Origin of the sequence: Chitinophaga sp. (assembly GCF_036569125.1) — a bacterium.
GTDB lineage: Bacteria > Bacteroidota > Bacteroidia > Chitinophagales > Chitinophagaceae > Chitinophaga.
The window spans coordinates 1-13,130 of sequence record NZ_DATCRF010000198.1 but is presented as its reverse complement, the minus strand read 5'-3'; the positions used below and the strand labels follow the sequence as shown (position 1 = coordinate 13,130).

Here is a 13,130-nt window from a genome sequence, read left to right as displayed (position 1 = left end):
CGACCGGTTCATAGTACCGCAGCCCGCTATTGATACCTTTATGCAACGGGTAAATTACAACCGCAATTTCATTAAGAAGCTACCGGGATTTATGCACGATGCGGCTTATCAGCACAGGGATGAAAAGGGAAATTTAATCTTTGTTACTGTGGCCGTATGGGAAAATGAGACTGTGATCAGCAACGCGAAAGCCGCTGTGCAGGCAGAGTACAAGAAAATCGGTTTTAACATGCCGCAGTTCCTGGGCAGGCTGGCATTACCATAGAAAGGGGCATCTATGAAGAAGTAACGGAGAAGGGGCAATAAAGGCTATAATATTACATCGGGGCGGCAGAACATCCGCTGCATTCAATTATTAATTATTCATTCTTAATTATTAATTATCCCTCTCTGCCCGCTTGCGTATGATCCATTTATCCAGCTGCACATCCAGCTTCTCAAACAGCTCCACAAAATTTGCAGCCAGAGGCCTTGGCTTTGTGTAGTTATCCTCGTGGTCCAGCCATACCAGGGGATAATCTACATCAGGCTGGGTAGTGCCATGGCTGTCAAAACATACTACGCCATAATCGCTGTAATCTGCTATGGGCAGGTAGCCATGATCCATCAGCTCTGCAGGGTAGCCAATGATCCATTCTTTCATACTATCCAGCCAGTCATCAGGAATGCTTTTGAAGAACGAGATCCGGGGCAGGCCCAGCGGCAGCTCAATAAAATGCAGGTATTGTAAAAAGGCTTTGTAAGAGGGGGGCAGCTGGCTGCCTAAGAACTCTTCCAGCAAATACAGCTGTGTATCTGTTACGGTGCTGGGAAGGGGTTTCCAGTAGGTTATTTCTTCATCATCGGGGAGGTGGCGATGATCTGTCATGGCATCCGGTACTTCTTCTGCTATGTACTGGTTGCCGCGGATCTCCTCCATGAAATCAAAATACTTATCTACCACTTGTTTGATTATACCAAATAGGTGTTGACGACTCATAAGATAGTTGGCATCCTTGTTCTGTGGACAAATTAATAAAAATCTGAATGATTGCACCGCGTGCTAAAAATATTTCTCTATTGTTACACCATAGTTGATGAGCAGGTTCTCCCGGTCGGTACGATTTAGCTTATTGTAGCTAAGGGCGGCGGTAATAGCCAGCCAGGAACGCAGCTTCAGGGAAAGGGAGTTGTTGCTTTTAATAATAAAATCTTCCCCGTTCTGAAGGGATTGCTGGAAATACTGGGCGCCTTCCAGCACAATGATGTTCTTAATGGTCCATTTGTAGGTGACGCGGAAAGAGTTACGGAAAGTGTGATATACATCCGGAATAGTATCTTTCAGGAAAAGGTCGCTGTTCTCGAACAGGATCCCGTCGCTTAAAGTGAGCGTGGCATTGGGGCGGCTGATGATATCATAGGCTGCACCCAGGCCTCCCTGGAAACGGTCGTTGATCTTCAGGGAAAAGCTTTTGTCATAAGAGGCCAGTCCCCAGTAAAAAAAGCGGTGATTTTGCTGGTACAGGTTAAAGTCAAGCGCTGCGGTTACATCATTATTGGTCAGCGCTTTATCCTGCTGCCCATATACATAGCTGGCGCCGGCATTCAGCACCACTTTTTTCTTGCTTACCTTAAAAGCTGCCATATTGTTCAGCAAATAAGAATTGCCGTCGTTCGTACGGTTAATAGAGCCGGTAGAGGCATATTTTACATAATAGTGGGTAGAATCGCTAAACTGTGCCAGGGCACTAAGGCCTGGCGTTAATAACATTAATAGTACAACTATACGCTTCATCATCAACTGATTATAATTTATCCGTGCGGTTGTACGAGGGCCGCAATTAACGTGCCCGAAGTGTTGGCTTTTTTGTCCGTAAATGAACAATGCCCCGTTCGCAGGCGGACAGCTTTGCCTGTACCGGAAACCTGTAATCCGCGCTGGCAGCAGCTATGATCTATTGGCAGGTTTGTTGCGTTCCCAACCGCTAAAGCACCTGCACATGCTTAAGAATTACCTGAAAATTGCCCTGCGCAACCTCTGGAAACATAAAGTATTCTCTTTCATAAACATCACCGGCCTGGCGGTGGGTATGACAGCCTGTTTCCTCATTTTCCTGTACGTTCATTTTGAATTGAGCTATGATAGCTTTCACAGTAAGGCCGGCCGCATTTACCGGCTGGCCACTGATGTGAAAACGCCTACAGAAACCTTATATAATGGCACTACCAACATCCCGGTTGTACCGGCTATAAAAAATGATTTTCCGGAAGTGGAATCTTATGTGCGGGTGGCTGACCTGGGAATACTGGTAAGAAAAGGAGACCTTAAATTCCAGGAGGATAATATACGCGTAGTGGATTCCACTTTTTTCCGCGTGTTTGATTTTAAGCTGCTGAAAGGGGATATGGATAAGGCTTTGCAGGCGCCCTTCACCGTAGTGCTTACGCAAACTACGGCAAAAAAATATTTTGGCGATAAGGACCCGGTAGGACAAACACTTACGTTTGATACAGAGGATGGGGACAGAACAGCTACGGTAACCGGCTTAATGGAAGACTTCCCGGAAAACTCGCAGATAAAGGCAAGCATGCTGCTATCTATGCCCAGTCTTATACAGGTGTATGCAAAGAATTATGCGGATAACTGGACCGTTCATCACCCCGCATCTTACCTGCTGCTTTACCCGCACACCAATCCCAAGACGCTGGAAGCAAAGCTGCCCGCCTTTTTACAGCGCCGCATCGGTGAAATGATGGCCAAGAATAAAATGTTTTACACGCTTACTTTACACCCGCTGAAAGAAGTGTATCTGCACTTTGGCAACAAATACGCCTGGAGCGGGGTAGATGGCAGCGAACGCAATGTGTATATATTTTCCATAGTGGCGGTGCTGATACTGCTCATAGCCTGTTTCAACTTTATTAACCTTACTACCGCCCGTGCGGCAGAACGTGCAAAAGAAGTAGGCATCCGCAAAGTGGTGGGCGCCCAAAGGCGGCAGCTTTCCCTGCAGTTCATCGGGGAATCCATTATACTTTGTTGCTGCGCCTTTGTATTAACCCTGATCCTCTCAGCCATGCTGATACCCTTATTTAACCAGCTGGCCGGTAAAACGGTTAGTAAAGGCCTGTTCCAGAACTGGCCCGCCATCGGGTGCCTGTGGCTGGGCGCAATAGGTATTGGCTTGCTGGCAGGCAGCTACCCGGCATGGGTGCTGTCGGCTTTCAGACCGGTAACCGTGCTCAAAGGCCGGTTTGTTACCGGGGGTAAAGGGGTGCTGCTTAGAAAAGGATTAGTGATAACGCAGTTCACCATTTCCCTGGCCTTAATAGCCGCCACCATCATCGTGTACCGGCAAATGAGCTTTATGCGCAGCCAGGATCTTGGTTTTCAAAAAGACCAGATGCTGGTGATCAGCACTTTTAACGAAAAGCCGCAATATGTTTTCCGGGATGCCATCAGCCGCCTGAAAGGCGTAAAAGGCAGCACTTTTTCCAGCGCCGTGCCAGGGGGCGATAATTCCAGCGCCTATACGAAAATGGAGAACGTGAGCAGTGAAATGCAGGAATCCAATATGGACCTGTATTTTGTAGACTTTGATTACATTGATCAATATAAAATGAAACTGGTAGCAGGCCGCGCTTTTTCGCGCGATATGGCTACGGATTCAACCCAGGCCATGGTCATCAACGAAGCCACCGCCAAAGTGCTGGGATATAGCACTCCGCAGCAGGCCATAGGCAGGCGTTTTAGCCAATGGGGCAGGGAAGGGAAAATAATTGGGGTATTAAAAGATTTCCATGTACGCTCCCTGCAGCAGGCAATAAAACCTTTAACCATGCGCATTGAGCCTGACAGCTGGTGGCAGCTTTCCGTGCATGTAGCTGCCAAAGACCTGCCCAATACCATGGCCGCCATTGAAAAACAATGGAATGCGCTGGTACCGGGCCGGCCCTTCACCTATAACTTCCTGGATGCTTCTTTTGACAAGCAGTACCGCGGGGAAGAACGTTTTGGTAACCTGTTCTTCTATTTTTCCATACTGGCCATTGTTGTGTCCTGCCTGGGTTTACTGGGCCTGGTAGCTTACAGCACGGTGCAGCGTACCAAGGAAATAGGCATCCGAAAAGTAATGGGCGCCTCTGTGCTGAATGTAGTAACGCTGCTTTCAAAAGACCTTATAAAGCTGGTGCTTATAGCGGTTATAATAGCAGTGCCGGTGGTATGGTACGCTATGTACCAGTGGCTGCAGGGTTTTGCCTACCGCACTACGGTGGAGTGGTGGGTATTTGCCCTCTCCGGCCTGCTGGCAGTGGCAGTGGCGCTGTTCACCATCAGCTTCCAGTCCATAAAAGCCGCGCTGGTAAATCCTATACAATCCTTAAGGTCTGAGTAAATAGCACGAATTTTATCTTTTCCCGAATTTCATTTTTACTATTTTTATCCGGTAGTAAAGTAAATCCAGGAGGTAATTTTGAGTGCAGAAGATGCGCCTTTAGAGGAAGAGCAGGAACTATTGAAAAAAGTGTCGGCAGGGGACGAAGCTGCTTTTACCGTATTATTCAACCTATATTATCCGCTGCTGTCTACGCATGTATTCCGCATCACCCGCTCATTACCTGAAACGGAAGAAATTGTGCAGGATGTGTTCTTCAAGATCTGGATGACCAGGGAAAGCCTTGGTAATATCACTGCCTTCAGGCCCTACCTGTGGGTAATGGCTAAGAACAGGGCCCTGAACGCTTTGCAGAAAACGGCCCGGGAAAGGAGTAACCGTACGGCTTACCTGCAGGAATACACGGAAACAGAAAAAGATGACGATCTGCATACCCTGCATTCCCTGATAGATGAAGCCATTCACCACCTGCCGCCCCAGCAGAAAAAAGTATACCTGCTGAGCCGCCGCCAGCGCCTGCGGCAGGCCGAAATAGCCGCCCAAACCGGGCTTACCGTGCCTACCGTTAAAAAATATATGCAGCTGGCCGTTGCCGCCATCAGCGATTATATAAAAGAGCGCCACCCCCTGATTACCATCCCTTTATTGCTGCTCCGGAAATTTTTATAGATTTTTTTGCTGCCCCATATCTACTTTTTCACTTCCCGTTTTGTCTTATATACAAACCACCAATCTGATCCATGACATCCAGGGAACGTATTCAACATTTATTTGAGCTTTACTACAACGACAGGATCACCACGGAAGAGGAAGCGGAGCTGATGGAGTTAATGGCCAATGATCCCGGCTCGCCGGAGCAGCTTTCAGCACTCCTGCAGCAGCAATGGGAAGCGCTGTCTGTAGCAGATGAGCGCTTTAACCGGGAAACAGGCCGGCCCTTATTACTGAATATTTTAGGCGCACCGCAAAAACGGGTAATACCGCTGTACCGCTACGGCTGGGCCGCAGCGGCAGTTATAGGGGTGCTGCTGGTAGCCGGTGTTATTATCTGGCAGCAGCGCTTATACAACCCGCAGCAAATAAGCCAGGCAGCAGTACCTGTTATTTTGCCCGGCAGCAATAAAGCAGTGCTTACCCTGGCAGATGGTTCCAAGGTAATGCTGGACAGCGCCGGTAACCGCACCATTCAACAGGGCAATGCCACGGTGAGCCAGCAGGGCGGGCACTTACTGTATAATGCCGCTAACAGCGGCGCGCTGTTAAGCTATAATACCCTTACAACACCCAGGGGCGGCCAGTTCCGCTTAACCCTGCCGGATGGTACGGGCGTGTGGCTGAACGCCGCATCGTCCATTACATACCCCACGGCCTTTACCGGTGCGGAACGTAATGTAACCGTAACAGGGGAGGTATACTTTGAAGTAGCGCAAATGGCTAACAAACCTTTTATGGTAACCGCCAACCATACTGCCATACAGGTGCTGGGCACCAGCTTTAACATAAACGCCTATACGGATGAAGCCACAATAAATACCACCCTGCTGCAAGGCAGCATTAAAGTAACGGCCGGCGCCGCAGGCCAGGTGCTGCAGCCCGGCCAGCAGGCGCAAACCACTGCCAATGGCAGCCTGCAGGTGCTGAACCATACGGATACCGACCAGGCCATAGCCTGGAAGAACGGCAGCTTTAACTTCAGCGGCAAAGGCCTGCCGGAAGTAATGCGGCAGCTGGCCCGCTGGTATGATATAGAAGTGGTGTTCAGCGGCAAAGTGCCGGTACGCAAGTTTGGCGGGGAAATACAACGCAGCCTGCCCCTGGCCGAAGTGCTGGAAATATTGCAAACAATGGATGTGAAATTTAAAATAGAGAATGGAAAGAAGCTAATCGTATTGCCCGGCTAACCTGCGGGCAAACCCGCGCCAAAAAAGAAGCCGTTCTACGGGGAGGTAGAACGGCAGAGCGTTTGGCCGGTTTAGAATAAGGTCTGCTGAAAGACACAATTATTATAATCAACCAAAAACCTTTACAAAAGTATGCATTTTAAGACTTTTTGTAACCGGGAGGTTATTGCCATGCCTGTAGGCAGCAGTAACCGGTTGTCGGGGGACGACAATTTAAAGGACAACCGCCGGTTACGTATTCTAACACTGCGTGTTATGAAGCTATCAACCATCATCGTGCTGGCCGCCTGCTTGCAGGTAAGCGCCAGCAGCTATTCGCAGACCGTTACCTATACCTGCAGGAATGAGTCGTTAGTGAATGTATTTAAGGCCATCAAACAGCAAACCGGCTACGTGGTTTTTTATGACCAGGGCATGGTGGATACGCTGCAGGGCGTTACGCTCAATGCAAAGGAACAGCCGCTGAAAAGCTTTATGAATGAGGCTTTGCAGGACCTGCCTTTAAGCTACACCTTTAAGGACCGCACCATTGTGATCAGCAAAAAGTCGGTCATAAACCAGCTGCTGGACCGCGCCGCACAGGAAAAGCCGCAGTATGTTTTCGGCAGTTTGCTGGACGAGGAAAGCCAGCCGATAGAAAATGCATCCCTGACCTTGCAGCCGCTGAACCTGCATACTGTAACAGGCCATGGAGGCGGCTTTTCTTTTGGTGAAATACCGCCGGGTAACTACACGCTGGTGGTCACCCACATCAGCTTTTCCAAGCTGGAAAAGAAAATAAAGGTAAAAGGGGAAACGGTAGACCTGCGCCTGGTGATGTACAAGCAAAGGTTTGATCTGGGAGCCGTGGAGGTAAGCATTGCCAGCACCGGTTACCAAAAGATCAACCGTTATACATCCACCGGGTCTTATACCCTCATCACGGCAAAGGAAATTGACGCCAACCCTTCCATTAACCTGGCTGAAAGGCTGGAAGGTAAAGTGCCCGGCGTACATTTTGACCTGGCCAATAACCGCATCCAGATCCGGGGCGCCAATAACTTTGCCACCGGAAACCAGCCGAATGTAAGCACGCCGCTGATCGTTATTGACGGTTTCCCTGCCATTGAGCAGAACCTGGCTAACTATCCCGGCTCTCCTTTGGGTGAAGGTGCTGTAAGCCCAAACTCGCGCAGTGGAATACCGATCAGCAATGCTACCATATTAAGCATTTTTAACCCGGCCGATATTCAGAGCATTACCTTCTTGAAAGATGCGGCAGCAGCTTCTATCTGGGGTTCCAGGGCTGCTAACGGCGTGATAGTGATCGAGACTAAAAAAGGTGTGAAAGGCCGTACCAGCGTAACGGCCAGCTCCACTATCAGTGTTTCATCCACACCCGATATGAGCAAGGCTAATATGATGAACAGCGCGCAGTATGTGGATTTTGAGAAAGAGCTGTATGATAAGGGATATTTTAGGAATGATCCTACCACACATTGGCGTAATATGAATGTGGATGATGCCGTATTGGCTATGTATGCAGCCAAACGCGGCGACATCAGCTCCTCGCAGCTGGATGCAAAGCTGCAGGAGCTTTCGCAGCGCAACAATCTTGGGCAGCTTCGCAAATACCTGATGCAGCAGGCGGTTACACAGCAATACAATTTGTCATTGTCCGGCGGTGCAGGCAATACCAGCTATTATATTTCCGGTAATTATTCCGCCAACTCGCCGGTGTTTAAGAACAACAGCAGTAAAAATTATTCATTGCTGGCCAATCTTACCAACGATTTCTTTAACAGGCGCCTGACCATTACCACCGGCTTAAACCAGGTGTATAGCGACCGTATGGTGAACAATGCTGCACAAACAGCCATGAGCCCCGGTAACCTGGGCCTGCGGCCTTATGATATGCTGGTGGATGAGCAGGGCAAACCCATAAACCGCGCCATTGATTATATGCCGCATGTGGTGGACAGCCTTACCAAACTGGGGATGATACCCTGGACCTACAGCCCTTTCGAAGAGCTGCAATCCAGCAACGTTTACAAAACCACGGCAACCCGCCTTACTTCCCAGATCAGGGCTAATGTTACAGATTGGCTGCACCTGGACTTTTCCGGTATGTACCAGCGCAACCTGGTTGATATGAGCAACCTGCAAAAGCAGAACTCTTATGTAGTAAAAAGCCTTATTAATACCGGCACTTCCTTCACCAATGGCAAACCTGTTTACGGCGTTCCGTTGGGAGGTATTATGTATACCAGCCATACGGCAACGGAAGATTATTCTTTGCGCGGACAGCTAAGCATTGACAAACGCTTTTACGAAAAGCACCAGTTCAATATGATTGCCGGTACGGAGATCCGTCAATCCAGCGGCAGTGGTTACAGCCAGGGGCATTTTGGATTTGATGAAGATACCTATAACTCCGTATCCGTAAACCCTACCACGCCGTATAAAACATTCTATGGCAGCACCGCCACTATTGGCGCACAGCAATCAAATATACTGGTGACTAAAGCGCGTTACCTTTCCTATTACGGCAATGCTTCCTATACCTATGATTACCGTTACACGGCCTCCGGCAGTTTGCGGTTTGATGATCATAACCTGGTGGGCGTGGAGCGCAGGAACAGGGCCAAACCATTATGGTCGGCAGGTTTGAAATGGGACCTGAAACGGGAATCGTTCCTGGAGAATGTACGCTGGGTAAATGGCCTGGATGTACGCGCTTCATTGGGCACCGGTGGCACCATTCCTATGTCGGCCACACCTTTTGCGATCATTAGCCTGGTAGCTCCGGATGGCATTACTCAGGCTGAACCCGGCGCTTATGTGGGGCTGCCTGCCAACCGCGACCTGAGCTGGGAAACTACCCGTACCCTGAACTTTGGAACAGATGCAACGCTGTTTGCCAGCCGCCTGATGGTAACCCTGGATATCTATAACAAACATTCTTACGGCATCTTATCCAGCCTGCCTATTAATCCTACCTATGGCTGGGATTTCTTATCCTACAACGCGGCGGATATGCGCAGCCATGGTGTGGAATTCAGTGTAAGCGGGGATGTGCTGAGAAGCAGGGACTGGAACTGGAATGCCAGCTTTAATATTACCTACAGCACCAATAAAGTAACGGACAACCGTTTCCCGAATAAAACCACATCGCCAACAGGATCGCCGGTTGTTGCTACGGGTTACCCTACGGATAACCTGTTTGTATACCGCTGGGCAGGCCTGGATAACCAGGGCCAGTCGCAGATCTATGACCGTAACGGCAAGGTCATTTCTTCTTCCGAAACAACGGAGCTTACGCCGGAGGACCTGTTATATGCCGGGCGCCTTACCGCACCCTGGTTTGGCGGCTTTAACCAGAACCTGCGCTGGAAGCAGTTCTCACTGGGTATGCAGCTCTCTTATTACATGGGATACAAGGTGTTGAGAAATGATATCAATATTGCTAATTACCCTACCGGTGATCAATCCAGCGGATTCCTCAGCACCAGCAAAACCCTGGTGAACCGCTGGCGCAAACCTGGTGATGAAGCCTTTACCAATGTGCCGGGCCTTATGAACTTCAACGGCACCAGTATTCAGCGCTACATGATGTCGTCTGTGAATGTGATCGATGGGGATCATATACGCCTGCAGATGGTATCACTGGGGTACACGCTACCCACTACACTGCTGAACCGTATAAAGGTAATGAAGGCGCTGAGCGTGCGGGCCTCCGCTAATAACCTGGGCATCATCTGGCGCAAGAACAAAGAGCATATAGACCCGGATTACATGTACTCAGGATCATATACCAGCTGGCCGCCGGTGAGGAATTATTCTTTCAATGTCAATGTTACTTTCTAAATACTTGCCAATAATGAACAGGATCATATATACAAGTGTGGCAGCTCTTTTTTTATTCATAGGAGCCGGTTGCCGCAAATACGTAGAGATAGACCAGGTGGGCACGCGTACCCTGCATTATACAAAAGATTTCCAGGCCCTGCTGAACTATTCGCAGGTGATGGAAAGAACATACTACTACCCGGAGATGGCATCTGATGAGGTGAATATCAGCGATACCAACTACCAGAAAAATATGCGTGACCTGGATGTGAAAGCCTATACCTGGGCGCCCGATATTTTTATTGATGCAAACGACGGCGACTGGGACGGGCTGTATAAACAGGTGTATTACTGCAACCTGGTAACCGCCGGTGTGCTGGACAGTGATGGCGGTACGGAAGCGGAGAAAAGGAACATTTATGCGCAGGCGTTAGTGCACCGTGCATATGCTTTTTACACCCTGGTGAATATTTATGCCAAACAGTATGATGCTGCTACTGCAGCTAACGATCCCGGTGTACCGGTATTAACAGTGCCTGATTTTACCGGCAGCCTGCAAAGAGCGTCTGTAAAAGAGGTATATGAGCTGATAAAGAATGATCTGCAGGCAGCGCTGCCTGACCTCACAGATGTACCGTCCTATTCTTCAACCCCTTCCCGCGCAGCAGTATATGCTATACTGGCCAGGGCCAGCCTGCAGCAGGGATTGTATGCAGAAGCAGGAAAGTATGCGGATAGTGCGCTTGCCAGGCAGCATACCTTGTTAAACCTGGCCGATTATGCTGATAATGCCGCCGGGCTGCCACTGAAGCTGCAGGACCCTGAGATCATTTTTCTAAAATCAATGACCACTACGCTGCCTACTTTTCCGTTAAGCGATGAGCTGCTGGCACTGTTGGAGCATACTGACCTGCGTTACACGCTGTTTACGGCAGATGGGGCCAACTTTCCCGGAAATGGTTTTATTGGCCGCGGTTATTACCGCCCGCGTATCAGCAGCCAGGGCGTGTATACCGGCCCCTGTGTGCCGGAAATGATGCTGATAAAAGCAGAAGCCGAAGCGCGCGCGGGTAATATTGCCCCTGCGCTGGATGTGCTGAATGAGCTGCGCAAACACCGCTATAAACCCGCCGACTATACGGACCTGCGTGTTACAGATGCAAAAGCCGCTTTACGCCAGGTATTGAATGAACGCAGCAGGGAGCTGATGGGCCGCGGTTTCCGCTGGTTTGACCAGAAACGTTTGAACCGGGAAGCAGACCTTGCCACCACGGTAACCCGCAGTAATTTCCGCGGGCAAACCTATACGCTGGCGCCTAACAGCAACCGCTATGTGTTCCAGATCAGCAATGTGTACATAAAACTGAATCCTGAAATAACACCTAACCCAAGATAATTCACACACAACACCATTAATAGATTTTATGATGCAACGAAGAACCGGATCTTTTGCAGCTCTGCTGTTATGCGCTGTAATGAGCATGAGCAGCATGGCAATAGCCCAGAAGCATAAAAAAGACACCACAACAGCTGCCCCTGCGGCTGACAAGAACAATGCGGATTCCCTTAAAAAGAAAACCGGTCCGCAGCCTGTTAAAAAGTACGAGGAGGTGATCACCAAAGACATGCGCAGCAGCAAGGGTTTTATTACTGTGCATACCAAAGAGGATAAGTATTATTTCGAGATCCCCTTTTCCCTGTTCGGCCGCTATATTATGACGGTGAACAGGATTGCCAAAGCCTCTGTTGACATGCGTAACGGGCCCTGGGGCCTGGCGGGCGATGAAATAGGGGAGGCCATTTACAGCTTTGAAAGAGGCCCTTCCAATAAGCTGTTCATGAGAAGGCTGTCGTTCACCGAATATACATCAGACAGCTCCCGTGCTATGTTTAACGCGGTGCAAAAGAACAACGTGCAGCCTATTGCATATGCCTTTCCCATTGCCGCCTTTAACGCGGATTCTACCGCGCTGGTGATAGATGTAACAGAGCTGCTGAACAGCGATAACGAGATCCTGTATTTCTATAACGATAAAATAAAGCAACGGGCCGGTGTAAGCGGGCAGCAGAACGACCGGAGCTATATTAAATACGTACATACCTATGCCACAAACCTGGAGGTGCGGGCCCTGAAAACATATGCAGCAGGGCTCAACCCTTCGGGGCCTAACTACTCCATGGAGCTGAACTCATCGTTTGTGCTGCTGCCTGAAAAGCCCATGCAGGGCCGCCTGCTGGATGAGCGGGTGGGCTATTTTGCCACCGGCTTCCGTGATTTTGATGCCAACCCGCAGGGTGTGAAAGAGGTAGTATATGCAAAACGCTGGCGCCTGGAACCTAAACCGGCTGATGTTGAAAAATATAAAAGGGGAGAGCTGGTAGAACCTGTTAAGCCTATTGTATTTTATATTGATCCTGCTACACCGAAAAAATGGGTGCCTTACCTGATACAGGGTGTGAACGACTGGCAAAATGCTTTTGAAGGCGCTGGCTTTAAGAATGCCGTGTATGCCCGCATGGCGCCAACAGAGCAGGAGGATAGCACCTGGAGCCTGGACGATGCCAGCCACTCGGCCATTATTTACCGCCCTTCGCAGATCATGAATGCCATGGGCCCCAGCGTGGCAGACCCGCGCAGCGGCGAGATCATTGAAAGCCATATTTTCTGGTACCACAACGTAATGAAATTATTGCACGATTGGTACCTGGTGCAGTGCGCGGCCGTTGATCCCCGTGCGCGCAAACGTGAGTTCGATGATGAGCTCATGGGCCAATTGATCCGCTTTGTATCCAGCCACGAAGTAGGGCATACGCTGGGCCTGCGTCATAACTTCGGCGCATCTGCCACCGTGCCGGTAGATAGCCTGCGCAATAAACGCTGGGTGGAAAAGTATGGCCATACGCCCTCCATTATGGACTATGCCCGCTTTAACTATGTAGCGCAGCCGGAAGATAATATCAGCGAAGCAGGCCTGTTCCCCCGTATTAACGACTATGATAAATGGGCCATCGCATGGGGCTACCG

The 13,130-nt window shown here is 49.6% G+C and carries 9 protein-coding genes; 7 read left to right on the top strand and 2 right to left on the bottom strand.

Annotation, left to right across the window (positions count from 1 at the left end; translation table 11 throughout):
* A partial coding sequence (locus VIM87_RS07185; RefSeq protein ID WP_331996324.1) for a hypothetical protein occupies positions 1–265 on the top strand: 265 nt, incomplete at its 5' end.
* A 111-nt stretch (positions 266–376) separates the two neighbouring features.
* On the opposite strand, the gene VIM87_RS07180 is transcribed toward VIM87_RS07185, so the two are convergent.
* The gene (locus VIM87_RS07180; RefSeq protein ID WP_331996323.1) at positions 377–979 is read right to left on the bottom strand and encodes an SMI1/KNR4 family protein; all 603 of its coding nucleotides are present in this window, start codon (positions 977–979) and stop codon (positions 377–379) included.
* A 63-nt stretch (positions 980–1,042) separates the two neighbouring features.
* Entirely contained in the window at positions 1,043–1,777 is a 735-nt protein-coding gene (locus tag VIM87_RS07175) for a DUF481 domain-containing protein (RefSeq protein WP_331996322.1), read from the bottom strand.
* A gap of 202 nt (positions 1,778–1,979) precedes the next feature.
* On the opposite strand from VIM87_RS07175, the gene VIM87_RS07170 reads away from it, so the two are divergent.
* The 6 genes from VIM87_RS07170 to VIM87_RS07145 form a co-directional block, all read left to right on the top strand.
* A complete protein-coding gene (locus VIM87_RS07170) occupies positions 1,980–4,376 on the top strand; it encodes an ABC transporter permease (protein WP_331996321.1) in 2,397 nt (798 codons plus the stop codon).
* 78 nt (positions 4,377–4,454) lie between these two features.
* Positions 4,455–5,045, top strand: coding sequence for an RNA polymerase sigma factor (locus VIM87_RS07165; RefSeq protein WP_331996320.1), 591 nt, complete (start codon positions 4,455–4,457; stop codon positions 5,043–5,045).
* Between the two features lie 71 nt (positions 5,046–5,116).
* Entirely contained in the window at positions 5,117–6,277 is a 1,161-nt protein-coding gene (locus tag VIM87_RS07160) for a FecR family protein (protein WP_331996319.1), read from the top strand.
* Positions 6,278–6,532: 255 nt separating this feature from the next.
* On the top strand, positions 6,533–10,123 hold the full coding sequence (locus VIM87_RS07155; protein WP_331996318.1) for a SusC/RagA family TonB-linked outer membrane protein: 3,591 nt from the start codon (positions 6,533–6,535) through the stop codon (positions 10,121–10,123).
* 13 nt (positions 10,124–10,136) lie between these two features.
* Positions 10,137–11,501 carry a RagB/SusD family nutrient uptake outer membrane protein gene (locus VIM87_RS07150; RefSeq protein ID WP_331996317.1) on the top strand — a complete coding sequence of 455 codons (1,365 nt, stop codon included), beginning with the start codon at positions 10,137–10,139 and terminating at the stop codon, positions 11,499–11,501.
* A gap of 28 nt (positions 11,502–11,529) precedes the next feature.
* Positions 11,530–13,130, top strand: a 1,601-nt coding sequence (locus VIM87_RS07145) for a DUF5117 domain-containing protein (RefSeq protein ID WP_331996316.1), incomplete at its 3' end; no start/stop codon positions are given.

Excerpts from the sequence above, each read along its gene's own strand:
- VIM87_RS07180 (WP_331996323.1), bottom strand. The coding sequence starts at position 979 with ATGAGTCGTCAACACCTATTTGGTATAATCAAACAAGTGGTAGATAAG.
- VIM87_RS07175 (WP_331996322.1), bottom strand. The coding sequence starts at position 1,777 with ATGATGAAGCGTATAGTTGTACTATTAATGTTATTAACGCCAGGCCTT.
- VIM87_RS07170 (WP_331996321.1), top strand. The coding sequence starts at position 1,980 with ATGCTTAAGAATTACCTGAAAATTGCCCTGCGCAACCTCTGGAAACAT.
- VIM87_RS07160 (WP_331996319.1), top strand. The coding sequence starts at position 5,117 with ATGACATCCAGGGAACGTATTCAACATTTATTTGAGCTTTACTACAAC.
- VIM87_RS07155 (WP_331996318.1), top strand. The coding sequence starts at position 6,533 with ATGAAGCTATCAACCATCATCGTGCTGGCCGCCTGCTTGCAGGTAAGC.
- VIM87_RS07150 (WP_331996317.1), top strand. The coding sequence starts at position 10,137 with ATGAACAGGATCATATATACAAGTGTGGCAGCTCTTTTTTTATTCATA.